Annotated in this window: 26 protein-coding genes and 1 other annotated feature; of the genes, 25 read left to right on the forward strand and 1 reads right to left on the reverse strand. The window is 27.4% G+C overall.

Annotation, left to right across the window (positions count from 1 at the left end):
• The first annotated feature begins 18 nt into the window (after nucleotides 1-18).
• The 19 genes from H8S20_RS19215 to H8S20_RS19305 all read left to right on the forward strand — a co-directional run bounded on the left by H8S20_RS19215 (nucleotide 19) and on the right by H8S20_RS19305 (nucleotide 18,501).
• Nucleotides 19-732 (forward strand): sigma-70 family RNA polymerase sigma factor, encoded by a 714-nt coding sequence (locus H8S20_RS19215; protein ID WP_186861145.1) that lies wholly within the window; start codon nucleotides 19-21, stop codon nucleotides 730-732.
• Between the two features lie 10 nt (nucleotides 733-742).
• A complete protein-coding gene (locus H8S20_RS19220) occupies nucleotides 743-1,516 on the forward strand; it encodes a flagellar hook-basal body complex protein (protein ID WP_186861094.1) in 774 nt (257 codons plus the stop codon).
• A 10-nt stretch (nucleotides 1,517-1,526) separates the two neighbouring features.
• Complete coding sequence (locus H8S20_RS19225; protein WP_032117099.1) at nucleotides 1,527-2,288, forward strand: flagellar hook-basal body complex protein; 762 nt, start codon at nucleotides 1,527-1,529, stop codon at nucleotides 2,286-2,288.
• A gap of 13 nt (nucleotides 2,289-2,301) precedes the next feature.
• The gene (locus H8S20_RS19230; protein WP_032117100.1) at nucleotides 2,302-3,186 is read left to right on the forward strand and encodes a FliM/FliN family flagellar motor switch protein; all 885 of its coding nucleotides are present in this window, start codon (nucleotides 2,302-2,304) and stop codon (nucleotides 3,184-3,186) included.
• 2 nt (nucleotides 3,187-3,188) lie between these two features.
• A complete protein-coding gene (gene fliN, locus H8S20_RS19235; protein ID WP_051986733.1) occupies nucleotides 3,189-3,452 on the forward strand; it encodes a flagellar motor switch protein FliN in 264 nt (87 codons plus the stop codon).
• Entirely contained in the window at nucleotides 3,453-4,592 is a 1,140-nt protein-coding gene (locus H8S20_RS19240) for a glycosyltransferase family 4 protein (protein WP_186861095.1), read from the forward strand.
• Nucleotides 4,593-4,621: 29 nt separating this feature from the next.
• The gene (locus H8S20_RS19245; RefSeq protein WP_186861096.1) at nucleotides 4,622-5,599 is read left to right on the forward strand and encodes an SDR family oxidoreductase; all 978 of its coding nucleotides are present in this window, start codon (nucleotides 4,622-4,624) and stop codon (nucleotides 5,597-5,599) included.
• An 11-nt stretch (nucleotides 5,600-5,610) separates the two neighbouring features.
• On the forward strand, nucleotides 5,611-6,666 hold the full coding sequence (locus tag H8S20_RS19250) for a glycosyltransferase (protein WP_186861097.1): 1,056 nt from the start codon (nucleotides 5,611-5,613) through the stop codon (nucleotides 6,664-6,666).
• A 13-nt stretch (nucleotides 6,667-6,679) separates the two neighbouring features.
• Nucleotides 6,680-7,732 (forward strand): glycosyltransferase family 4 protein, encoded by a 1,053-nt coding sequence (locus H8S20_RS19255; protein WP_186861098.1) that lies wholly within the window; start codon nucleotides 6,680-6,682, stop codon nucleotides 7,730-7,732.
• Between the two features lie 12 nt (nucleotides 7,733-7,744).
• Nucleotides 7,745-9,820, forward strand: a complete 2,076-nt coding sequence (locus H8S20_RS19260; RefSeq protein ID WP_186861099.1) for an ATP-grasp fold amidoligase family protein — start codon at nucleotides 7,745-7,747, stop codon at nucleotides 9,818-9,820.
• Nucleotides 9,821-9,835: 15 nt separating this feature from the next.
• The gene (locus H8S20_RS19265; RefSeq protein ID WP_186861100.1) at nucleotides 9,836-11,374 is read left to right on the forward strand and encodes a lipopolysaccharide biosynthesis protein; all 1,539 of its coding nucleotides are present in this window, start codon (nucleotides 9,836-9,838) and stop codon (nucleotides 11,372-11,374) included.
• A gap of 75 nt (nucleotides 11,375-11,449) precedes the next feature.
• Nucleotides 11,450-12,277 (forward strand): AIM24 family protein, encoded by an 828-nt coding sequence (locus H8S20_RS19270; protein WP_042281122.1) that lies wholly within the window; start codon nucleotides 11,450-11,452, stop codon nucleotides 12,275-12,277.
• A 196-nt stretch (nucleotides 12,278-12,473) separates the two neighbouring features.
• The gene (glmM, locus tag H8S20_RS19275; protein ID WP_186861101.1) at nucleotides 12,474-13,817 is read left to right on the forward strand and encodes a phosphoglucosamine mutase; all 1,344 of its coding nucleotides are present in this window, start codon (nucleotides 12,474-12,476) and stop codon (nucleotides 13,815-13,817) included.
• 331 nt (nucleotides 13,818-14,148) lie between these two features.
• On the forward strand, nucleotides 14,149-14,571 hold the full coding sequence (locus tag H8S20_RS19280; RefSeq protein ID WP_032117106.1) for an FMN-binding protein: 423 nt from the start codon (nucleotides 14,149-14,151) through the stop codon (nucleotides 14,569-14,571).
• A gap of 156 nt (nucleotides 14,572-14,727) precedes the next feature.
• Nucleotides 14,728-15,144 (forward strand): FMN-binding protein, encoded by a 417-nt coding sequence (locus H8S20_RS19285; protein WP_032117107.1) that lies wholly within the window; start codon nucleotides 14,728-14,730, stop codon nucleotides 15,142-15,144.
• Between the two features lie 152 nt (nucleotides 15,145-15,296).
• Complete coding sequence (locus H8S20_RS19290) at nucleotides 15,297-15,716, forward strand: FMN-binding protein (RefSeq protein ID WP_186861102.1); 420 nt, start codon at nucleotides 15,297-15,299, stop codon at nucleotides 15,714-15,716.
• Nucleotides 15,717-15,882: 166 nt separating this feature from the next.
• Nucleotides 15,883-16,056 (forward strand) — a binding site (T-box leader).
• A 70-nt stretch (nucleotides 16,057-16,126) separates the two neighbouring features.
• Nucleotides 16,127-17,788, forward strand: coding sequence for a glutamate--tRNA ligase (gltX, locus tag H8S20_RS19295; RefSeq protein WP_186861103.1), 1,662 nt, complete (start codon nucleotides 16,127-16,129; stop codon nucleotides 17,786-17,788).
• Nucleotides 17,789-18,038: 250 nt separating this feature from the next.
• Entirely contained in the window at nucleotides 18,039-18,242 is a 204-nt protein-coding gene (locus H8S20_RS19300; protein ID WP_032117109.1) for a hypothetical protein, read from the forward strand.
• 121 nt (nucleotides 18,243-18,363) lie between these two features.
• Complete coding sequence (locus tag H8S20_RS19305; protein ID WP_096902870.1) at nucleotides 18,364-18,501, forward strand: hypothetical protein; 138 nt, start codon at nucleotides 18,364-18,366, stop codon at nucleotides 18,499-18,501.
• A 190-nt stretch (nucleotides 18,502-18,691) separates the two neighbouring features.
• On the opposite strand, the gene H8S20_RS19310 is transcribed toward H8S20_RS19305, so the two are convergent.
• On the reverse strand, nucleotides 18,692-20,350 hold the full coding sequence (locus tag H8S20_RS19310) for a glutamine--tRNA ligase/YqeY domain fusion protein (protein ID WP_186861104.1): 1,659 nt from the start codon (nucleotides 20,348-20,350) through the stop codon (nucleotides 18,692-18,694).
• Between the two features lie 278 nt (nucleotides 20,351-20,628).
• Between H8S20_RS19310 and H8S20_RS19315 the strand changes: the two genes are divergently transcribed.
• The 6 genes from H8S20_RS19315 to H8S20_RS19340 all read left to right on the forward strand — a co-directional run bounded on the left by H8S20_RS19315 (nucleotide 20,629) and on the right by H8S20_RS19340 (nucleotide 25,949).
• A complete protein-coding gene (locus H8S20_RS19315) occupies nucleotides 20,629-20,943 on the forward strand; it encodes a DUF1540 domain-containing protein (RefSeq protein ID WP_186861105.1) in 315 nt (104 codons plus the stop codon).
• Nucleotides 20,944-21,191: 248 nt separating this feature from the next.
• Nucleotides 21,192-22,046, forward strand: coding sequence for a CPBP family intramembrane glutamic endopeptidase (locus H8S20_RS19320; protein WP_186861106.1), 855 nt, complete (start codon nucleotides 21,192-21,194; stop codon nucleotides 22,044-22,046).
• On the forward strand, nucleotides 22,027-22,590 hold the full coding sequence (locus H8S20_RS19325) for a 5-formyltetrahydrofolate cyclo-ligase (RefSeq protein WP_186861107.1): 564 nt from the start codon (nucleotides 22,027-22,029) through the stop codon (nucleotides 22,588-22,590). The genes H8S20_RS19320 and H8S20_RS19325 overlap by 20 nt, the downstream gene beginning before the upstream one ends.
• A gap of 125 nt (nucleotides 22,591-22,715) precedes the next feature.
• On the forward strand, nucleotides 22,716-23,420 hold the full coding sequence (locus H8S20_RS19330) for a response regulator transcription factor (RefSeq protein ID WP_186861108.1): 705 nt from the start codon (nucleotides 22,716-22,718) through the stop codon (nucleotides 23,418-23,420).
• On the forward strand, nucleotides 23,404-24,852 hold the full coding sequence (locus tag H8S20_RS19335) for a sensor histidine kinase (RefSeq protein WP_186861109.1): 1,449 nt from the start codon (nucleotides 23,404-23,406) through the stop codon (nucleotides 24,850-24,852). The genes H8S20_RS19330 and H8S20_RS19335 overlap by 17 nt, the downstream gene beginning before the upstream one ends.
• Before the next feature lie 62 nt (nucleotides 24,853-24,914).
• Nucleotides 24,915-25,949 carry a tetratricopeptide repeat protein gene (locus H8S20_RS19340; RefSeq protein ID WP_186861110.1) on the forward strand — a complete coding sequence of 345 codons (1,035 nt, stop codon included), beginning with the start codon at nucleotides 24,915-24,917 and terminating at the stop codon, nucleotides 25,947-25,949.
• Nucleotides 25,950-25,963: the final 14 nt, after the last annotated feature.

Below are 25,963 nucleotides of genomic sequence, written 5' to 3' on the forward strand. Positions count from 1 at the left end.
GGGGAGGGTATTGAGTTGATGAAATCAGAACAAGAAAAATACATATTAGAAAATATGAATTTAGTAAGATATATAGCATCTAAGTATTATACAGAAAGTATTGGAATAGAATATGAGGATTTAGTAAGTTATGGAACAATGGGGCTTATAGATGCTGCTGATAAATATGACGAAGATAGGAACTGTAAGTTTTCAACATATGCATCATTAAAGATCAAATCTTATATAATAGATGAAATAAGGAGACACTCTCCAATTTCAAGAAAAGATGTATCAATGATAAATAAATACAATTCTGCTATACAAGATTTACAAAATAACTTATTAAGGGAACCTACTGAGACTGAAATATCTAAATATTTAAATATATCTATAAAAGAAGTTAAAAAAATAGAAAATAGTATTCATCTTATGACAACAACATCTTTAGATACAGTTATATTTCAAGGAAATAATGATATAAGTCTTATAGATACGATAAAGGATGATAAGACTTTATTGCCATTACACGTTATTGAGGAAGAGGAAAAATTAGAGATACTTTCTAAGGCTATAGATATGCTTAAGCAAAAGGATAAGCTAGTTTTATCTTTATATTATTATGAAGAATTGAATTTAAGAGAGATTGGAATGATTTTAGAAGTATCTGAATCAAGAGTATCACAATTACATAGTAGAGCAATAGTTAACTTAAGAAATATAATGAAAAGGCTTAATTACAATATAGCTTAGGGAGGTAATTATGTTAAGAGGAATGTATTCATCAATATCAGCAATGATAAATTTACAAGCTAATCAAGGCGTAATAAGCAATAATATGGCTAATATAAACACTATAGGGTATAAATCAGAAACATTAGTTTCTAAGAGCTTTGATGAAATAGTGCTAAGTAATAAAGATAGATATATTAATGGAGAAGGTAAAAGACAACAAATAGGAAGTTTGAATCCAGGTGTGAAAATAGATGAGACAGTAACAAATTACTCTCAAGGAACAATAGTTGATACGGAAAGTGACACTGATTTTGCTATATTAGGAGATGGATTTTTTACTGTAAGAGATAATGATGGGAATATAGCATATACACGAGATGGAGTATTCAAAGTTGATAGTAAAGGGTATTTAGTTACTTCTTCAGGTGAAAATGTATTAGGAGTTAATCAGATTACTAACAGAGTTGAACCAATTTATGTGGGTAATAAAAAAGTATCTGTTGATAACAATAATAATTTGTTATTAGATTCAAAGATATCTTACAAATTTAGCATAGTAGATTTTGAAAATTATGATGGGTTAAATAAAGTTGGACAAAATCTCTTTACAGGTGAAAATCCAATAGGAACAAATAATTATAAAATACAAAATAGAGCTAAAGAATCATCAAATGTAGATATGATTGATGTAACATCAGCATTAATGGCAAATTTAAGGGCCTTTGAGGCTAATCAAAAGGTTGTACAAATTATGGATTCAACTTTAAGTAAAATAGCTAATGAAATAGGAGCAGTTAGGTAGGTGAATATAAATGTATAGTATATTAAGCACTAGTAAAACTGGGATGAGTGCAAATCAAAATAAGATAAATATAATATCTAACAATATAGTTAACGTAAATACAACTGGATATAAAAAGCTAGAAATGGGGTTTCAGGATTTAGTAAGAGATACTTTAAATAGAGATTCGTACCCTGTAAATAATAAAAATTCTACTATTGGGACAGGAGTTAAAACCAGTAGTGAAGTAAGAAATTTTACTCAAGGTAGTTTAAAAGAAACTAAGTTAGTTAGCAATATGGCTATAGATGGAGAAGGGTTTTTTAGAGTTATTAGACCAGATGGAACATATGCGTACACAAGAAGTGGAGAATTTAATATAGATGCAACAGGGAAGCTTGTAGATGACAAAGGTAATGTTTTAGATATACAGTTTGAAGGAAGTAATAATTATTTAAATTCAGGAATTACTTCTGAAAATTTTACGGTTAATAAAAAAGGTGAGGTATTTGCAGGTGACAAGAAGGTAGGAAGTATAAAACTGTATGTTGGAGAAGGTATGGATGACTTTTTAGCGGTAGGAGATAATTTGTTTACTCCTAAGGATGGATCAAACATTAAAATTAGCAATAAGGCTAATATTATGCAAGGATATGTGGAAGCTTCAAATGTAGATATTTCACAAGAAATGACTGAATTAATAGCAATACAAAGAGCTTTTCAATTAAACAGTAAAGGAATTACTGTTGCAGATGATATGTGGTCTATGATTAATAATCTACAATCAAGATAGAAAGAGGATATAGATGGAAGATATAAGATTATATGACTTTAAAAGAAGTGAAAAATTCTCTATAGAAAATTTAAAACATTTAATTCAAGTTAGCGAGGAGTTTTGTAAGACTTCAAACATGCAAATAACTTACGAGACGAAAAATAAAACTTTTAAAATGGGATTAGATAGATCAAGTCAAGTTTCATATGGAGAACTAATTGAAAAAATAGATAATAATAGTTTGGTTGTTGAATATAATATTTGCCCTGTAGTAGAAAATCTAACTCTATTTATAGATAAATCGGTGGCGTTAAGCTTAGTTGATTTATTATTAGGAGGAAATGGAGTAATAGAGGATTTAAGAAGAGAATTAACTAATATCGATTTAGAGCTAATTAAATACTTAATCCAAAATTTGTTGAAGAGAATATATATACCATATGAATATGAAAGTATAAGCATTGTAAATATCTATACTAATTCTGTTCAGTATCAAGGATTAAGCAACAAAGATATAGTGTTTAATTCCTTTATAAAAGTAAATTTAGAAAATGAAGCTATAGGAGATATGGTAATTTGTATGCCATACAAAAATTTAGGGCATATTGTAAACTCGCTAATGTATAAGGAAATAGATGAAATATGTTGTGATAGAGATATTGATATAGAGACAAATGAAATTTTTAATTCAGTAAAAAATGTTAAAGTTGATGTTTGTGCAATTTTAGGAAGCACAAATATAAGTATTAATGATTTAATCAATTTAGAAAGTGGAGATGTAGTTCTTTTAAATCAAAAGATTAATGATGAGATTAAGTTAAGTGTAGGAGATGAATTTATCTATAAAGCTAAACCAGGATTAATAGGTATGAAAAAGGGCGTAGAAATAAGTGATATTGTAAATGAGGAGAGATAAAAATGACTGATAAAATAGCTAGAATTTTAGATATACCAATAGAGATAACTGCAGTTTTGGGAAGAACTAAGATGTCTTTAAATGAAGTACTAGAGTTAGGTAGAGGTTCATTAGTGGAATTAGATACATTAGAAAACCAAGAGGTAGAAATACTTGTGAACAATAAGAAGATTGCGTATGGACAAGTTGTGGTTGCTCAACAAAACTTTGGAATTAAGATAACTAAGGTATTAGATTCAGAGGATTTAATTAAGAGTTTAAAGTAAATGAAAAAAGTGTTGATGTTAGGAAATAGTGATATTGTAATCTACAACTTTAGACGTGAACTTATAGAAAAGATGATAAAGTCAGGTTATGAAGTATATGTATCTTTACCGTATAGTAAAAGAACTGAGGCTTTAAAAGATATGGGATGCATATTTATAAATACAGAGATTAATGGAAGAGGTACTGATATTTTTGAAGATATTAAATTATGTTTACAATATCTAAAGACTTTAATAAAAGTAAGGCCAGATGTAGTTTTAACTTATACAATAAAACCTAATATATATGGAGGAATAGCTTGTAGACTTATGAGAATTCCTTATATTTGTAATATTACTGGTTTAGGAAGTGGATATCTAAAAAATGGACTAGTGAAGAAAATTATAAAGATATTATCTAGAATATCTTATAAAAAAGCTACTAAGATATTTTTTCAAAATACATCAGATATGAATACATTAATAAACGATAATATTCTAACTCGAAACTATGATTTACTGCCAGGATCAGGAGTAAATTTAGAGAGATATAATTTGTTAGATTATCCTGATAAAGAATCAGAAGTTAACTTTAGTTTTATAGCTAGAGTAATGAAAGATAAAGGTATAGATGAATATTTAGAAGCTGCAAAAAGTATAAAGGTCAATTACCCTAGAGTAAACTTTAGCATAATAGGTAAAATAGAAGAAGTTAAATATAGAAGTATCTTAAGTGAGTATGAAAGAAGAGGAATTATTAAATATGAAGGATTTAATGATGATATAATTCATGTTATAGAGAAAAGTAGTTGTATAATTAATCCTTCATATTCAGAGGGAATGTCAAATGTTTTATTAGAAGGTGCTGCTTGTGGAAGACCTCTTATAGCATCAGATATTCCAGGATGTAGAGAGATAATAGATAATGATATCAATGGACTATTATTTAATGTTAAGAGTGCGGAAGATTTAATAGAAAAGATAGATAAATTCATAAATTTAGATTATAGAGAAAAAGTATTAATGGGTTTAGCAGGAAGAATTAAAGTTCAAGATAGTTTTAATAGAGATATAGTTGTAGATAAATATATGAATTTAATAAACTCTATTGAAAGAAATAATAAAAAATATAAGCTGTTTAAGATAATAAGAGCAACTTAAAAAAGACAGATAATTTAGGGGGGACTATAGTGGGATACAAACATCTTAAGTTTCCAAAGGATAGTAAATTTTTAATAACCGGTGGAGCAGGATTTATTGGTTCTAATTTATGTGAAGCTATATTGAACATGGGATATAGTGTAAGAATATTAGATAATTTTTCTACTGGTAAAGAAGAAAATATTAAGGAATTTATTAATAATGAAAAATTTGATCTAATAAAAGGTGACATAAGAAATATAGATATATGTAATAAGGCTTGCAAAAATATAGATTATGTATTACATCAAGCTTCTTGGGGATCAGTTCCAAGGAGTATAGAAATGCCTTTAATTTATGAAGAAATAAATATTAAAGGTACATTAAATATGATGAATGCTTGTAGAGATAATAATGTTAAAAGATTTGTTTATGCATCGTCTTCGTCAGTATACGGAGATAGTACTGCTCTTCCAAAGATAGAGGGTGAAGAAGGAAATGTACTTTCACCTTATGCGTTAACTAAGAAGGTTTGTGAAGAATATGGAAGACTATATTATAAGCTTTACGGATTAGAAACTGTAGGGATGAGATATTTTAATGTGTTTGGAAGAAGGCAGGATGCTGAAAGTTATTATGCGGCTGTGATTCCTAAGTTTATTAAAAGTCTTCTAAATGATGAAATATGTACAATTAATGGTGATGGTAAACAGAGTAGAGACTTTACATATATAGAAAACGTAATTGAGGCAAATTTAAAAGCTTGCACAGCACCTAGTGATGTTGCTGGTGAAGTTTTAAATATTGCTTTTGGAGGACGAGAATATTTAATAGATATTTATTATAAAATATCTAAATTATTAGAAAAAGATATTAAGCCTAAATTTGGAAAAGAACGAATAGGTGATATAAAACATTCAAATGCATCGATTGAAAAGGCTAAGAAATTAATAGGATATGAACCAGAGTATAGCTTTGAAGATGGATTAAAATTAGCAGTTAATTGGTATAAACATAATTTAACTTAAGGAGACAATATATGAAAGTATTACATATTATTAATAGTTTTGATATTGGTGGAGCTGAGAAGCTACTTTATAACTATATACTTGAAGCTAATAGTAAATGTAATTCTATTGCTATATTTAAAAGTTCTAATTCGTTTTTATATAAGGAGTTAACTAAAAGAGAAATAAGGTTCATATATATGTGTGATAAAAATCCAATATCAAAATTTATTAGATTGGTTAAAGATATTAGGAATGAGAAATATGATGTAGTACATGCTCACTTATTTCCATCAAATTATTATGCTGCTATAGCAAGTTTATTCTGTAAGAAAAGTAAATTTATATTTACAGAGCATAGTGTTACAAATAGACGAAGAAAATATAAGATATTTAAGTTTATTGAAAGAATTATATATAGACAGTTTGATGGAATAATAGCTTGCTCTGAAGAGGTAAAGAGTAGCTTGTTAAGATGGCTAGAAGAAAATATAAATGTTTATACAATAAATAATGGTGTTAAGGAAATAAAAAAAATAGATACAAATAAAGAATATGATTTAATTACAATTGCCTCATTAAGAAGCAATGTTAAAGGTGTAGATATACTACTTAAGGAATTAAGTTATATAAAAGATGATTTTAATAATGCCATTATAATTGGAGATGGAGTAGAGAAAGATAATTTATTGATATTAAGAGATGCTTTAGGTTTAGATAATAAGGTTAGTTTTTTAGGGATAAGAGATGACATAGGAAGTATGTTATCTAAATCTAAAATATTTGTTATGTCATCAAGAAATGAAGGATTTCCATTAGCACTCTTAGAAGCTATGAGTGCTAAAATTCCTATTATAGCTTCTAATGTTTCAGATATACCTAAGATAATAAGAAGTAATAAAAATGGAGTTTTAGTAGACATAAATAAAAAGGGTGAATTGAGTAGGGCTATAAAATGTTTATTAAAAAACGGAGATATGAGTATTAGGCTAGGGGAATATGCCTATAAAACGTATAAAAATAACTATAATATAGAGATTTATTGTAAAAATATAAAAAAGTTTTATGAATATATAATTAAAAAGTAATAGAGGAGTAAAAATGAAAAGAATAAGTATTATAATGTCTAGTTTTTATCCTAAGATTGGAGGTTCGGAAAAACAATTACAATTAATCTCTGAAAAGTTAATAGAAAAGGGATATGAAGTTGAGGTAGTAACTAGGAAGTATACAGGATTAGAGAAAGCTGAATATGTAGGTAATATAAAGGTAAGAAGAATAGGAATAATGAAATTCAATAAAGGTGCTGAAAAGATATCGTTTTGCATTAATTCTATTTTATATTATCTTATAAACTTTAAAAGTAAACCAGATATAATAATTGCATCTCAAACAGGGATAGCAGCTAGAGTTGCTATATTTATAAAGGGAATATTTAATTGCAAGGTATTAGTTAGAATTGCTGGTGGAGAGCTGAAGAAGTTTGAAAGTAATAAAAGTAAATTTTCAAGGAAATTTAAGAATGTAGATAAGTTTATAGTTCTAAGTGAAGATATGAAAAAGACTATGGAAAATTTGAATGAAAAAAGAGTTGAGAAGATAACTAATGCTGTGGTAAAGCAAGTTAACATAGACTCTAATATAGGAAGATACGTATTGTTTTGTGGAAGAATAGAAAAAGTAAAGGGATTAGATTTGCTTTTAGAATCATGGAGACAGATGCAAAAGGCTGGAGTTGATATTCCTTTAGTAATAGTTGGAGATGGAAGTTTAAAAAAAGAGTTAGAAGATGAATATAGTGATCTAAGGAGCGTTAAATGGATTGGCGAAGATAAGAATACCTCTAAGTATTATAAAAATGCTAGATTATTAATTAATACATCAGAATATGAAGGTATATCCAATACAATATTAGAGGCTCAAAGTTATGGAATACCTGTAATAGCATCAAATGTTGGTGGAAATAAAGATTTAATTTCTAATTATAAAAATGGAATATTATTTGAGAGAGATCCTAATGATGTTATTAATACTATATGTGAAATATATTTTAATGAGAAAAGAATATTAGATATGAAAAGTAATTCATTAGAATATATTAAAAATCATTATATAGAAAATATAATAGGCAAATATATAAAGCAATTTAATTAAGCGGGGATTAATATGAAGATATTATTTGCTATAAGCACAATGCAAGATGGTGGAGCGGAAAGAACAGTAGCAAATCTAGCTAATTATTTCGCGAGTCAAAATAATGAAGTAATAATAATGGTATTAGATAATAATGAAAGTTTTTATAACTTAGATGTAAAAATAGATTATAGAAGGCTAGATTTATATAGGGATAATAAAAAAGTAATTAACAAGATATTAAGATATAAGAAAATAATTAATAAGATAAGAAAGCTACTTAAAGAAGAAAGACCGGATATAGTACTAAGTATGAATTACAAATTACTTCCTATTATAATAATGGCAAATATATTTATTAATATTCCAATAGTTTGTAGCGAAAGATCTAACCCATATATTTATCCAAGTGGTTTAACGTGGAGATATTTAAGAAGAATTTTATCAATTGTATGCGATGGATATATATTTCAAACTGAAAGAGCTAAAAAATATTTTCCTCTAAAAACTCAAAGTAAAAGTGTTATTATACAAAATCCTATAAGTAGTCAATGTGAATTATATAAAGATAGATATATGGGAGATAAAAAACAGATAGTAGCTGTTGGTAGGTTAAATAAGGTTAAAGGATTTGATTCATTAATAAAATCCTTTAGCCGTATAGCTGATAAAATTCAAGATATAAATTTGATTATTTACGGGGAAGGTCCTGAAAGAAAAAATTTAACTAATTTAATTGAAAAGTTAAAGCTTGATAATAGGGTGACTTTATACGGAAAATCTACTGATGTATTAAATGAAATAAAAAACTCTAAGATGTTTATACTTTCATCTAGAAATGAAGGAATGCCAAACTCATTAATGGAAGCTATGGCAATAGGACTTCCATGTATATCTACTAAGTGTGAATTAGGTCCTGAAGAATTGATAGAGAATAATATTAATGGATTATTAGTCGAAGTAGATGATGTTGAAGAGATGTCCAAATCTATATTAAAGCTTATTAATGATAGGGGATTTGCAAAGATATTATCTAAAAATGCATTAAAGATTAGAGAAACAAATTCTCTAAAGAAAATATCTATGGAGTATTATACATATTTTCAGCGAGTAATAGAAAAGAAAAAGTGTAGCATTATTACAGAGGAGATTATAAGTGTAGGCAAGAATGTATTAAAAAATATTCTTATTAGGCTTAATTTATTGGAGTATGTATATGAAAAGATGGATGACATAGAGTGGCTACGCTTAAGATATTTTACGTCTAAAGATGATTATAAATATGCAATTGACTATTTAAGTATAAGAAATAAAGAAAATTACAATATAAAAAGTCCTAAAACTTTTGATGAAAAATTATGGTGGCTAAAATTAAATTATAGAGATGACTTGTTAACCTTATGTACAGATAAATATAAGGTAAGAGAGTATATAACTGAATGTGGATTTGAAGATATATTAGTAAAGCTATACGGGAAATATGATAGCTTTGAAGATATTAATTTTAAAAGCTTACCAAGTGAATTCATAATTAAAGCAAATCATGTTTCAGGAGGAAACTATATTTGTAGAGATAAAAGTAAATTAGATAAGAAAAAACTTTCAAGAAAGTATAAAAAATTACTTAAAAGAAATTACTATCTAAGGTCAAGAGAGTGGAATTATAAAAATATAAAGCCTTGTTTGATAATAGAAGAGGTTTTAAATAATAATGATGATTTACCTTTACTAGATTACAAATTTATGTGTTTTAATGGACAACCAAAGTTGTTATTTATTGATATAGGTGTAGCTAAGAATGATGGATCTCATTCAAGAAATTATTATAGAAATATTTATGATATGAATTTCGAACCAGTTAATATGAAAGAAACTAGAGAAAGCTATAATTATGAATTAATAGATAAGCCAATTAATTTTGAAAGGATGATAAAAATTGCAAGAAAATTATCCAAGCCTTTTCCACATGCTAGGGTTGATTTATACAATGTAAATGGAAAGATATATTTTGGAGAAATTACATTTTATCATGGTGGAGGAGTTAATAATATTGAACCACAAGAAATGGCTTTTGAAATGGGCAACTGGATAAATTTAAGTAGATTTTAAAAGAGGTAAATTAATATGAGGATAGTGAATTCAATAAGAAACTCTTCGGTTGGATTAGTAGTACATATATCTATTATGATATTAAATTTTATTTCAAGGACATATTTCGTAAGGTTACTTGGTACTGAATATTTAGGGATTAACGGGCTTTTTACTAATATTATATCTATGTTAAATCTTGCAGAGTTAGGGGTAGGTAGTGCTATTACTTATACTTTATATAAACCATTAGCTTTAGGCGATAAAAGTAAAGTTGCTACTATAATGGGAGTTTATAAAAAGATATATTATAAAATAGGCACTGTAGTTTTAGGAATAGGGATTGCACTTATTCCTTTTTTGAATTTATTTATTAATGGAATGTATGATAAAAACATTGTACTTATATTTTTATTGTTTTTAATAGATACAATAATATCATACTTTTTAGGATATAAAAGAACTATATTGGAAGCAGATCAAAAGATATATATATTAAAGTTAGTTAATTTTGTACAACAATTAGCTTCTAATATATTAGCAATAGTAATTTTGATTTTAACTAAAAATTATGTTTTATATCTATTGATGAGAATATTAGTCCATATTTTAGAAGATATATTTATTATTAAGATTGTTGAAAATAGATATTCATATATAAGTTACGTTACTAGGACAGAGTTTTCCTTAGAAGAAAAAAAGGAATTAAGCAAAAATATTAAAGCTCTATTTTTACATAAAATAGGTGGATATTTCATTTTTTCTACAGACAATTTAATAATTTCAAAATTTATCAGTATATCAACAGTTGGGATATTTTCAAACTATACATTAATAATTGAATCTATAAATGGTGTTATAAAACAAATAATAAATAATATATCTGCTAGCTACGGTAATCTTATAGCAAAAGAAAGTCATGATAAAAAGTTTGATATATACAATAAAATAATGTTTTTAAATTTTTGGATAGGCGGAGTAAGTGCTATTACACTTTTTTGTTTGATTAACCCATTTATAACGTTATGGATAGGAAATGAATATACATTTGATGTGAAAATAGTAATAGTTATGGTTATCAATTTTTATATATTATCTATGAGAATGTCAATTAATATACCAAGGACAACGGCAGGTTTATTCTTTAATGATAGGTATGTATGTTTAATTGAAGCAGCAATAAATATAATTACTTCAATTATATTAGTTAATAAGATAGGAATTATAGGAGTATTATTAGGAACTACTATAACAGCTATATCAGTCCAATTTATTACTGTTCCATATTTATGTTATAAGCATATATTTAAAAGGCCGTTGAAAGAATATTATATTAGATATTTCTCTTACTTTATGACAACGTTAGTAACAGCAATAATAACTTATTTTATATGTTCTATTAATATAAATAGTAATAGTTATATCAAGTTTTTATATAAGGTTGTTGTTTGTGTAATTGTGCCTAACGTAATATTTTTATGTAGATATATTAAATTAGAGGAGTTTAAATATTATATTCAGCTATTAAAGGTGATATGGAGAAAGTACAAAATTATAAATAATATAAGTAATTAATATTGTATTTGGAAGTAAATATATTAGGTATTAAAATTAGTATAATTGTCAATAATTTGGACAAGGGGTGAGGTCATGAAAACAACGGTTAAGGTTAATAATAAATTAGCTATGATTTCAGAAATGATTAATGATTCAACTTTTCAAATTCTTGAGTATGAAAATTTAAGTGGGATAAGCTCTGTAGAAAATACTATAAATATAAATAGACTGCAAGATTGTGGGATAACTTTAAAGCAGGTAAAAATAATATTAGATAATAGTTCAGTAAAAATTCAGTCAGGGGCTTTAAGCTTTATGAAGGGGAATGTTTCTATAAAAAGTAATATAGAAAATAAAACTAAATTTTCGCAAATGATATTTAAAAATAAAAAAATAGATGAATCTATGATTAAACCTATTATCCAAGGTAAAGGAGAATTGTTTTTAGAATCAAGTATAGAATATTTTACTCTTATAGAGCTAGAAGATGATGAAATAATAGTAGATGATAGTGTATTTTATGCCTGTGAAGAGGAGATAGAGATATATAAGCTCATTAAAAAAACTTCCCAGATAATAAATAATGAGGAAATACAACTGAAGCTAAAGGGTAGTGGAATAGTATTATTAAAGATTCCAATACATGAAAGTGAGATATTACGCTGTAAGCTTTATAAAGATAGATTAATAGTAAAGGATGATTTAGTAATATTAAGAACAGGTAATATAAAACTATCAGTAGAAAATTCAGGGAACACTATAATTAGAGATGCTATTGATAATGATGATAAGGTAAATGTTTATAGTGGAATAGGTGAGGTATGGATAGTTCCTACAAAAAAAATCTATAATGAATCTGTTACTATAGAAGATGATTGTTATTATGTTGAAGAAGATGATGCTTATGAGGAGGAAGAATAAAATAAAGACTGTCACTTATTATATTTTAAGGCGTAAATTAGAAAATTAAGGCTTAGGGTTACATCTTAAGTTATGGATATAATATAAATAGAGGTTTGTATAATGAAGTTGTAAATTAAAGGAATAAGATGTATACTATAGTGGGGTTTTACTAGTTCATTCAAGTATATACAATAAAATAAGTGAGGTAATTTAAATGAGTAGAATGTTTGGAACTGATGGAGTAAGAGGTGTAGCAAACACTGAATTAACTGCAGATATAGCTTATAGTTTAGGAAGAGCAGGAGCTTATGTTTTAACAGAAGGTACACATAAACCAAAGATACTTGTAGCAAAAGATACAAGAATATCTGGTGATATGTTAGAGGCTGCTTTAGTTGCAGGAATACTTTCAGTAGGAGCTGAAGCTGTATTATTAGGAGTAGTGCCAACACCAGCAGTAGCTTATTTAACAAGAAAGTATAACGCTGATGCAGGAGTTATGATATCAGCATCTCATAATCCAGTTCAAGATAATGGAATAAAGTTCTTTGATAACAGAGGATATAAATTAGATGATAGTATAGAAGATGAAATACAAAGAGTTATAGAAAGCAATTTCGCAGAAGTTCCATCACCAATAGGAGGAGCTATAGGTAGATGTAGTACTGAGCCAAGAGCTTTAGATGAATATATAGATTTTGTTAAGTCAACTATTTCAGGAGATTTAAAAGGAATAAGAGTTGGACTTGACTGTGCTAACGGGGCAGCTTATGAAGCAGCAGTTAAGGCATTCAGAGAGCTAGGAGCCGTAGTTAGAGTAATTAACGACAATCCGGATGGAGAAAATATAAATGATGCCTGTGGATCAACTCATCCAGAAGAGTTAATGGATTATGTTGTAAGAAAAAATTGTGATTTAGGATTTGCTTTTGACGGGGATGCAGATAGATGTATGGCTGTTGATGAAAAAGGAAAATTAATTCACGGAGATTATGTCTTGACTTTATGTGCTAAGCACTTAAAGGATCAAGGTAAGTTAAAAGATGATACTTTAGTAGTAACTGTAATGAGTAACTTAGGGTTAGATATAGCTTGTAAAGAAGAAAATATCAAAACTATTAAGACTAAGGTTGGAGATAGATACGTATTAGAAGAAATGCTTAAGCATGGATATGTTTTAGGTGGAGAACAATCAGGACATATAATATTTTTAGAACATAATACAACTGGAGATGGTTTATTAACAGCTCTTCAAGTTGCATCTATTAAAAAGCAAACTGGAAAAACTTTAAGTGAATTAGCTGGAATAATGAAAGAACTTCCACAAGTATTAGTAAATGCTAGAGTTACTAACGATAAGAAGAATATTTATTTAGAAGATGAAGAAATAATAAACTCTATTAAAGAAATGGAAGCTAAACTTAATGGAAAAGGTAGGGTATTAATAAGACCATCAGGAACTGAGCCTCTAATAAGAGTTATGCTTGAAGGTGAAAATCAAGAAGAAATCGATAAAATGGCTCATGATCTTGCTAACTTAATGCTAAGCAAAATATAAAATTAAAGACCACAAAAGTGGTCTTTTTATTTTTTAAGTAAATTATAGTTAAATCAATTTTATAAATAACATTAGAAGTATAGAAAAAACATAAGACTAGCGAATAAGATTTTTTAATTTAGTAAAAAAGAATTGGGTGAAATTTAAAGAGAAATGATAAAATGATAAAAAGATAGTTATACAAATAATAAAGTGGTAAAAAAATAAACGATAATTGATAAGTAGATAAAATTGTGTTAATTTTAACAATTATGTTGAAAAAATAACAAATTTGTTGTACAATCTTATCATGATAACGATTAATAAAATTATTTTTAGGGGGATAATATTTATGAAAAAGAAAGTAATCGCAGTTACATTATTAGCAGCTATGGCATTAACAGGTTGTGGATCTAAAGGATTTACAGGGGAAAAAGTAGGAAAAGTCGAAGATTCTAAGGGAAATACAACTATGGCTACAGTTCAATTTGAAGATGGTAAGGCTAAATCAGTTGATATTGATGTTAAACAAGCTGATGGATCAATGAAATCAGAAGCTTCTAAATCAGGTGCTTACGACATGAAAAATGAACCAGGAAAGAAATGGCATGAACAAGCTGATTTATTAGAAGAGTTTATCGTTGCTAATGATTTCGATCTAAGCAAAGTAACTTTAACTAACGATGAAGGAAACACTGATGCAGTATCAGGAGTTACAATAAAAGTTAAAGGTTACTTAGACGCAGTTGAGGATGCATTAAAACAAGCTAAATAATAATTGATATAATAAGTAGGTATCATTCAAAAATGAATGGTACCTTTTTGTTTAAAATAAATTTACTTTACAAGATAAACGCTAAAATGTATAATTTATCATGTCGAAAAAAACAAAAAAATGTAGGAAATTATATATTTTAGGGGGATAATACTTATGAAAAAGAAAGTAATTGCAGTTGTATTATTAGCAGCTATGGCATTAACTGGATGTGGGTCAAAAGCATTTACAGGAGAAAAAGTAGGAGAAGTTCCAGGTGGATTTGGTGGAACAACTAAAGCTACAGTTAAATTTGAAGAAGGTAAGCCAGTTTCAGTTGAGCTTGATAATGTAGAAGATAATGGTTCAAGTAAAGCAGAAGCTTCTGAAGCAGGAACTTACGATATGAACAATGCTCCAGGAAAGAAATGGCACGAACAAATTAATTTATTAGAAGAAGCTATCGTTTCTAATGAATTTGATTTAAGCAAATTAAATGTAACTGATGGAAAAACTGATGCAGTATCAGGAGTTACAATTTCAGTTCAAGAATTCGTAGATGCAGTTCAAAATGCTTTAGAACAAGCTAAATAGTAACTAATATGAAAAAGGTATTATTCAGAAATGAATAATACCTTTTTACTTTGAGAATAAATTAACTTTACTATACGAAGAATGTATTGTATAATTATGGTTAATATAGAGTAATTTATTTGAATAAAAGTAAATTTAAGGGAGAGGTAATTATGAAGAAAAGAGTAATTGCAGTTGGGTTATTAGTTGCTATGGCATTAACAGGATGTGGATCTAAAGGATTTACAGGAGAGAAAGTTGGAAAAGTTAAAGATGAGTTTGGTGGAACAACTATAGCTACAGTCAAATTTGAAGAAGGTAAGCCAGTTTCAGTTGATATTGATACTGAACAAGAAGATGGATCAATGAAATCAGAAGCTTCTAAGTCAGGCGCATATGATATGAAGAATGAACCAGGAAAGAAGTGGCATGAGCAAGTTGATTTATTAGAAGAAACTATTGTTAAAGATGAGTTTAGTTTAGATAAAATAACTTGCGATGATGAAGGTAAACCAGATGCAATATCAGGAGTTACAATTAAAGTTAATGGTTACTTAGATGCTGTTCAAGATGCTCTAGATCAAGCTAAATAATAATTATTATAAAGTACTATTCAAACTTGGATAGTACTTTTTTACTATAAAAATGATTAAATAATTATATAATTTTAAACTTAAAATTGTTTTTTGCTTTACAAGAAAAAAGCGTAATTGTATAATTAATCTGTTATATGTAGACAATAGTAATATAAAAATTAAATATTAAGTGATGAAAAAGAAGAGTAAGTATTTCATTAAATTAAAGAGAGCTAGGTATGGTGAGAACTAGTATTTAATATTACTGAAGGAAGCTTTGGAGCTATATTTTAATTAAGTGGGTTAATATTTAACCAATTTAGGTGGTAACGCGGAAGATATGTCTTTCGTCCTAAGAATTTTTCTAGGACGAAGGACTTTTTTATTTTTTTATTATTAAATTTTAATTGGAGAAAGAGGAGAGCAAAATGGCATTTGAAAAATTAGCAGAATTAATATTCCCTAATGTTGATAAAACAACACAATATTATCTTGAAAAATACCCTAAAAGAAATTTAAAGGAAGGTGCTGTAGTATGTAGATACGCACCATCTCCAACAGGTTTCCAACATATTGGGGGAGTATTTGCAGCTTTAATAAACGAAAGATTAGCAAGTCAAACTGAAGGAGTATTTTTCTTAAGAATAGAAGATACAGACCAAAAAAGAGAAGTTGAAGGAGCTATAGAAGATACTATTGCAACAATGCACAACTTTGGGATGGACTTTAGTGAAGGAATGACTGGACAAAACACTTCAAAAGGTGAGTATGGTCCATATAGACAAAGTGAAAGAGCAGATATATACAAAACATTTGCAAAGGATTTATTATTAAAAGGATTAGTTTATCCTTGTTTCTGTACTCCAGAAGAATTGGCTGAATTAAGAGAAAGACAAGTAGCAAATAAGATAACTCCAGGGTATTATGGAGAATATGCTAAATTCAGAAATATAACTGAAGAAGAAGCTATAGAAAGAATAAACAATGGAGAAAGTTATATTTTAAGATTAAAATCACCAGGAAACATAGAAAATAGAGTTGAGTTCCATGATTTAATTAAAGGTGATATATCTTTCCCGGAAAACAATCAAGACGTTGTTATAATTAAAGGTGATGGACTTCCAACATATCACTTTGCTCATGCAATAGATGATTATCTAATGAGAACAACTCATGTTATTAGAGGAGAAGAGTGGTTATCATCACTTCCAATACATGTTCAATTATTTGATGTTTTAGGATTCGAAAGACCACAATACGCACATATTCCAACAATAATGAAGCAAGAAGGCGGATCAAAGAGAAAGCTTTCTAAGAGAAAGGATGCAGAAGCTGCAGTTTCTTACTATAAGGAAGTTGGATATCCAACAGTATGTGTTATTGAATACTTATTAAATATAGTAAACTCAACATATGAAGAATGGAGAGCAGAAAATCCAACAGCTGATTATCATGAATTTAATGTACAACTAGAAAAAATGAGTAAGAGCGGGGCATTATTTGATTTAGTTAAGCTAAATGATGTATCTAAAGATGTTATTGCTAGAATGCCTGCAAACGAAGTATATGACCAATATACAACATGGGCTAAAGAATTTGACAATGAAATGTTTGAATTAATTACTTCAAATGAAACTATGGCTAAAGAAGTATTTAATATAGATAAAGAAGGGCCAAAGCCAAGAAAAGATTTCGCTAAGTGGGATGAAGTTAAAGATAAAATATTCTACTTCTTTGATGAATTATTCTATAATGAAACAGCAGAACAAGTTGAGCTTCCAAAGACTTTATCTTTAGAAAATGCTAAGGCTGTAATAGAAGAATATGCAAAGAGATTTACTTTTAATATCGGAAGTCAAGAAACTTGGTTCGAAGAACTAAAAGCAATAGGTACGGAACTTGGATATTGTGCAAATAGAAAAGAATTTAAGGCTAATCCAGATGCCTTCAAAGGAATGATTTCTGATGTAGCTGGTGCAGTAAGAAGTGCATTATCACACAGAACTAATACTCCAGATCTTTATACTATAATGCAAATTATGGGTGAAGAAAAAGTAAGAGAAAGATTTGAAAGATTTTTAAGTCTATAAGTTGTTAAATATTCATATAAAAACTCTCTATTTATTAGGGAGTTTTTATTTTTTATAATAATAAAATTAGATTGGATTTAAATATTATAATTTAAATATTATTGGATAAAATCATTACAATGCTATTTTCAACAATTAATACAAGGTATCACAGAGATTATAATGTACAAACTATTATTGTAGCGGTGGTAGAACTAAGTATTAGACTTAGCTGTATCAGGGCTAAATATATCTTTAGGAGGAGATTTATATGAGCAAACATTCAAATTGTAAATGTCATAATGAAGATAAGCATGATAGTACTTCAAATTGTACTTGTGGATGTTATGAAGCTGAGAAATCCGCTGTTAATAATCAATGGGCATCACCAGCTAGCGTAAAATCAAGCGTTTATGATAATTGTAAATGCAACAAAAAACAAGAGAAGACAGCCACAAATAATCAATGGTGTTAATTAAATGAAAAATAACTGTCTAATTAAGCATTAATATATAAACTTAGAAATAAGTTCTATGTATTAAGGCGAGTTTAAGGGACATACTATTATTGTAACTTAATGAAGGAGGAGATTTCTAATGCATAATTATTGTAAAACAGCTACAAATAACGCATGGGCATCAAAACCTACATCAAGTTTAAATAGTTGTCAAAGGTGTAGCAACCATAAAGATGATAAAACTGCTACAGATATTAAATGGACATCTACACAATAAATTTGGCGACTCAGAAGTAGGTACAAACCCGATACTTTACTTCTACTAATTTCAATCATTTCACCTTATTACAATGAGGTAATCAACGGAAATGAATATAAAAATGGATCTTTGAGAAATTAATAAATTTCAAAATAATTTTCAAATTTATATTCAAACAAAAAAGAGGTGGCCATTGGCCACTTCTTTTTTATAATTTAAATGATGATTTTAAAGGTACAATTCTATTAAATACTAACTTTTCAGGAGCAGTATATTTAGAATCAACTGTAAAGAAGCCGTTTCTAACCATTTGGAATTTATCTAATGCAGAAGCATTCTCTATAGCAACTGGTTCTATAAAACCTTGTAATATTTCCATTGAGTTAGGGTTTATTTGTTCTAAGAAGTGCTTACCTTCATTTTCTTCTTGATCATCTAATATTAATGGTTCATATAATCTAAACTCAGCTGGCTTTGCAGTTTTAGCATCAACCCAGTGAATAGTAGCTTTAACTTTTCTTCCTGTAAACCCTGAACCACTCTTAGTTTCTGGATCATAAGTACAATGAACTTCAATAACTTCTCCGTTTTCATCTTTAATTATATCTGTACATTTTACAAAGTAAGCACCTTTTAATCTAACTTCGTTACCTGGGAATAGTCTAAAGTACTTCTTAACTGGTTCTTCCATAAAGTCTTCTCTTTCGATATATAATTCTCTAGAGAATGGAACTAATCTTTTACCAAAAGATTCGTCCTTAGCGTTATTTTCTATTTCTAACATTTCTGTTTGATTTTCAGGATAATTTGTTATAACTAGTTTTAAAGGTCTTAAAACAGCCATAGCTAGAGGAGCCTTCATTTGTAAATCTTCTCTTATAAAATAATCTAGCATTTGAGAATCAACTATTGAATTAGCTTTTGCTACACCTATAGCAGAGCAGAAGTTTCTTAATGCTTCTGGTGTGCATCCTCTTCTTCTAAGACCAGATATAGTAGGCATTCTTGGGTCATCCCATCCATCAACAACACCTTCATCAACTAATTGTTTAAGCTTTCTCTTGCTCATAACAGTATTAGTCATGTTTAATCTAGCAAATTCGATTTGTCGTGGAGTAGCTTCCATTTCACATTCTTTAACAACCCAATCATAAAGTGGTCTGTGATCTTCAAATTCTAAAGTACAAATAGAGTGAGTTACAGATTCAATAGCATCTTCTAATGGATGAGCGAAGTCATACATTGGGTATATACACCATTTATCGCCTGTGTTGTGATGAGTTGCATGAGCTATTCTATAAATTATTGGATCTCTCATATTCATATTAGGAGATGACATATCTATTTTAGCTCTTAAAACTTTCTCTCCATCTTTGAATTCACCTTTTCTCATTCTTTCAAATAAATCAAGGTTTTCTTCAATAGATCTACTTCTATAAGGACTCTCTTTACCAGGTTCAGTTAAAGTGCCTCTATATTCTTTAGCTTCATCAGGTGTTAAGTCACAAACATAAGCTAATCCTTTTTTTATTAATAAAACAGCTCTATTATACATTTCTTCAAAGTAATCCGAAGCAAAGTAAAGAGCATCCCAGTTTCCGCCAAGCCATTTAACATCTTCTTTTATTGATTCAACATATTCAGTATCTTCTTTAACTGGATTAGTATCATCAAATCTTAAGTGAGTTTTACCCTTAAACTCTTCAGCTAATCCAAAATTTAAAAGTATAGATTTAGCATGACCTATATGAAGATAACCATTAGGTTCAGGTGGAAAACGAGTTATTATTTCCTTATGCTTTCCGCTATCTAGGTCTTCTACAATTATATTTCTTATAAAATTAGAAGAATTAATTTCATTTGACATAGTATTACCTCTCCTATTATCGTATTTTAGTTTGTTTTGAAATTAAATAAATATTATGAAAATAAATTATGAGTCATTTAAATTTCAATGGATAAACTATAGTTTATATATTTACTATTAATAATAATTTTAATCTAATATAAGGAAAAAAGAAAGTAACCTTATATAAAAACTTATATAAATACAATAAATTTGACAATTAATTTATATATGTGAATAAAACAAACATTATTTCTTAAAATATATATAAGACTTGTTTGCATTTTAGGAGGAATAATATGACTAATTTAACTTGTAGTGTAGAAAATTGTATACATAATAATTCACAATGCTGTTGTAAAGAAGGAATAACAGTGGGAGGTGCTGAAGCTGTATCATCTTCAGCAACTTGTTGTGATAGTTTTGAAGAAAAACAAGGAACTTTTACAAGTAATTTTGAAAATCCAAAATCAAGTTTATCTATTCAATGTGAGGCTGAAAACTGTACTTATAATGAAAATCGTATGTGTGCTGCAGAAACAATACATATAGCAGGTATGAATGCCTGCGCAACAAGAGAAACAGAATGTAATAGTTTTGTACCAAAACTTTAAATTTGACTCCATCAAATGAGAAATATTACTATGGGCAAGAGAAATGCGTGACTATATCACAAGGAAATATTTGCTTTCACAAAGATAAATGGATGCTTTTGAAAAAAGCATTTTTATCTATCTGAAGGTATATTTCTCTTTACAAAGTGAATATTTCTCTTCACCCTAAATGAATATTTATCCTGGCGGAGCTACTAGAAGAAGTGTATAATTAATTGTATAATAATAACAATTTTAAAGGGTGTATGATGAAATTAAATTATGTTAAAAACTTAAATAATGGAAGTTTAGAGATTAAACCTATTACTTTTTGGAAAGCTTTATTATTATCATTTCTTTTTGATATAACATATAGCTTTGTATATACTCCAATAAGTTTATTTATAAATTTTTATAGAGATATAATTTTTGTAAATAGTTGGAGTGAGAATATATTAAACTCAATAACCGACTTTATCTATCAGTATGGAGTTATATTAATTGTTATAGTGGTGATTAATAAAAGCTTTAAAACTAACGGAGAAATACTGTATAGAGAAGAAATATCTAAGAAAAAGTATTTAGCTGGTATAGGATTGATGATTGGGTATATATTTATAACTTATGGAGTGTTTGATATTTTTCTATATTCAATGCCTACATTAAATGATGGATTATATGAATATTTAGAAGAATACCTTTTAAATACATCCTATATTTTTATATTTATTTCTACCTGTATTATTGCACCTATTTTTGAGGAGATTTTATATAGGGGTGTATTATTAAATGGGCTATTAAAAAAATATAATTATAAAAAGGCGATAATATATTCAGCTCTTATATTTGGTATAGCACATATGAATTTACCACAAGGAGTAAATGCATTTTTCTTAGGTGTAATAATTGGACTAGCTTATTATTATACAAGGTCAATTTATCTTTGTATGGCTATGCATTTTATTAATAATTTCTTAGTGAATTTTGTAGTATATCCAGAGTCAAAACTATGGACAGCAATTTTATTTATTATAGTGCCTATAATAGGAATACTTATTTTTATTAAATCATTTAAAGTTATTAGTTATAGTAAAGGAATAAGTAATGGACAAGAAGATTATTAGAAAAAGTGTGTTAAAATTAAGGCGAAATATAAAGGACGAAGAAAGAGGAGTATGGGATAAATCAATATTTGATTTATTAGTTAATAGCAAGATTTATAAAGATGCCCAAAGTATATTTATTTATGTAAGCTGTAAAGATGAAGTAGATACAAAAGAAATAATAGATTATTCATTAAAGAATGATAAGGCAATTTATGTACCTAAAATTAATATAGAAGACAAAACTATGAAAGCAATAAGAATTCACAGTTTAAATGAATTATATGTTAATAAGTATGGTATATTAGAACCCAATATTGTGGATAAAAATTATATTGACTCAGATTTTGATTTAATAGTCCTTCCAGGAATAGCTTTTGATAAGGTAGGAAATAGAATAGGTTATGGTGGAGGATATTATGATAAATATTTATCTGTTTTAGAATGCAGAATAAATAAGGTAGCGTTAGCATATGGATTTCAAGTACTAGATAATATTGAATATGAAGATCATGACATAAGAGTAGATTATATTATTACAAATAAACAATTAATAACTATATGATTATAATAAACATTAGCTATTTTTTGATATCTTTATAGATATTAAGAAATAGCTTTTTTGCATAAAAAACCAAAAGTACAATTATAATTTATTAGTATGTTAGAAATTAGAAAAGGGGAAAAGTATTGGAAAGTAAAGTGTTGGTAATTGAGGATGATAAAAGTATAAATGATATACTAGTTAACTCTTTGAAGGTGGAGGGATATATAGTAAGGTCCGCTTTTAAGGGGAGAGAAGCAAGAGAATTATTGAATACATTTTTACCTAACTTAACATTATTAGATATAAATTTGCCAGACGAAAGTGGGTTTGATTTGTGTAAATTTATTAATAATACTTATGGAATACCTATAATAATATTAACGGCAAGAAATGATGTATTTGATAAAGTCCTAGGATTGGAACTTGGTGCAGATGATTATATAACTAAGCCTTTTCATATAAAAGAAGTATTAACTAGAGTTAAAATAGCATTAAGAAGAGTAGCAAAATATACCGAAGGAGCTAAAATGAAATTTATAAGTTTAACTCCTCATATTAAAATTAATTATGATAGTAGAGTTGTTATGAAGGATGATAAAGAAATTATATTAAAGCCAAAAGAATATCAATTGTTAGAATTTTTATCTCAAAATAGAGATAGGGTATTTTCAAGAGAGGAATTATTAGATAATGTGTGGGAATGTACATATGATGGGGATTTAAGAACTATAGATATTCATGTAAGAAGAATTAGAAGTAAATTAGATGATACAAAGTATAAATCAATAATAGAAACCGTATTTGGATTTGGCTATGTTATGAGGTTATATAATGAAAATAAAGTATAAGATAACTGTAGGAATTTTATCAATACTTATTGTTTTAGGAATAGTTATGAATTTATCTATAGCGAGTATTTTAAAAAGGGATATGGAGAGTAATATTATGAACTCTTTAGAAGAAATTATGAAAAGCACTAGAGAGTCTATAAAATATAGATTAACTATAGATACTGAAATAGATAAAAAAAAATTATTGTTACAAGAATCAGAATACTTAAGTAACTATATATTATTAAATTATGAAAGCAATATTGAAATTATAGGGGTAAACGGAGAGGTTTATGTAAGTAATATAGAAAATCAAGTGGATAATATAGAGAGTTTATATTTAAGAGCAGTAGATGGTGAGGTGGTAGTTAATTTAAAATATACAGACAATGGATTGAAAGGATTTATAACATATTTAATTTTTATAAATAAAGAAAGCTTAGGTGTTTTACATTTAGAGAAATCATTTGATGATATATATAAGCAATATAGTAATACTATAACTTTTATAGGTCTAATTGTAATAATAGTGTTTTTGTTTATATTAACCTTATCTTATTTAGTAGCAAGTAAGGTTACTTATCCAATAAGTTTATTGATAAATGGAATAAAGGAAGTTGGGAAAGGAAATTACAATACAGTTATTTCTTATAGTGGAAATGATGAGATGTCGATAGTATCAAAAGAATTTAATAATATGAACAACAAGATACAAATTCAAATCGATACTATTAAAAATGAAAAAGAAAAGGTTGAAACTTTAGAAAAAAGTAGAAAGCAATTCTTTGATAATGTTACCCATGAAATAAAAACTCCATTAACAGCAATAATGGGATATGCAGAAATAATAAAGGATAATATTGTTAACGATGAAGAGTTTAAGAAGAAATCAATAGAAAGAATATATGAAGAGAGTGAGAGGCTTAATTTATTAGTTTTAGATTTAATTAAAATATCTAAAGGAATATCAACTGTTGATGAGAATAAAATAGAGATAGCTTTAGATGAGGTAATTAATCAAATATGTGATGACATGCAAATAAAGGCTAGTAAATACGGTATTAAAATAAATAGAAATATAACGCCAGGTAAGATATATGGAAGAATTAATAAAATAAGAGAGTTATTCATTAATATAGCAGATAATGCAATAAAGTACTCAAGTAGTTCTAATATTATTTATATCAATACTAAAGTTGAGGAAAGATATTATTGTATAGATATTATAAATTATGGTGAAAAAATTCCTGACAATATATATAATTCAATATTTGATCCATTTGTAAAAGATAATATATATAAATATGATGAAAGTAGAGGATTGGGATTATATCTATGTAGTGAAATTATTAAAGATCATAATGGAGAAATTACTATATCTAATGGGGAAGAAATTATCGTTAATATAAAAATTCCTTGTTTTGGAAATAATTTGGAAACAATAGTATAAAAAATAGAAAATATTGAGGAATACAATATAAGTATAATAAAAAGTTAAGGAGATATATTAATATGCTTAAAAGTAGTGCTACAAGGTATTTATCAGTATTTTTAATAAGTTTATTGTTAATACCTGTATTATCAGGTTGTGATTCTAAAGAAAAAGAAATTGTTATTTCAAATGATATTAGAGAGGATATAAAGGTAGAAGAAAAAGAGATTGAAACGTTAAAATATAAAGCGCAAAAGTATTTAGAGGAAGATAACTTTCAAGAAGCAAAAAATTTATATGATAAAGTTATATTAATGGATAAAGGAAATAAAGAATTATATTTAGAAATTAAAGATGAATATATTAAGAAAAATAGGTTTGATGATGCATATGAAATAATAAAAGTAGCTATTGATAATAAGGTTGATGTAGAAGGCATGCAACAAATAGCAGAGGATATAAAAAGTAATTTTGAAGTAGTTGAATATGATTATATTGTGAAACAAGGTGAAGAGTGTATTATTCCAACAGAAGGGGTTATAAATGTAAGAGGGGAAGACATTAATGTTCCGATTCATTGGAATAATCAACAAGTAGATACAAGTAGCAAAGGAACTTTTAAATATGAAGGCGTAAATGAACAGTATGGCAGAAGTTTTAAGTTGAAGGTGGAAGTTGTATATAGTCCACTTACAGAGCTGGAGGTTAGAAAAATTACATTACAAGCTAAAAATGCATTAACTGATATAATAGATTGTGCAAATTTTGATAGTACTACAATGATTATTGAAGATGGAAGGAGTTTAGCGATATCTAATATATATAAATCTAGAGAAGAAGTTTTTAATGCTTTATATGATTATTATTTAGATGATGCAATTTACTATTTTTTAGATAATTATACTTTAGAAAAAGATGGTGTTTTTTATATAGTATATGGACAAGGTGGAATTGGCATTTCTATACTTGATGACGATTTACACGTAGAACAAACAGAAACTACATTTAAAGCAGTTTATACTAAAGTAATTTCAGATGAGTGGACAGTAACTCAAGAATATAACTTTATAAAATATGAGGATTCTTGGATAAGGTCAGATATAACTTTATATTAGCAAAAAGAGAGTAG

Source organism: Clostridium hominis, assembly GCF_014287825.1.
Classification (GTDB): Bacteria; Bacillota; Clostridia; order Clostridiales; family Clostridiaceae; genus Clostridium; species Clostridium hominis.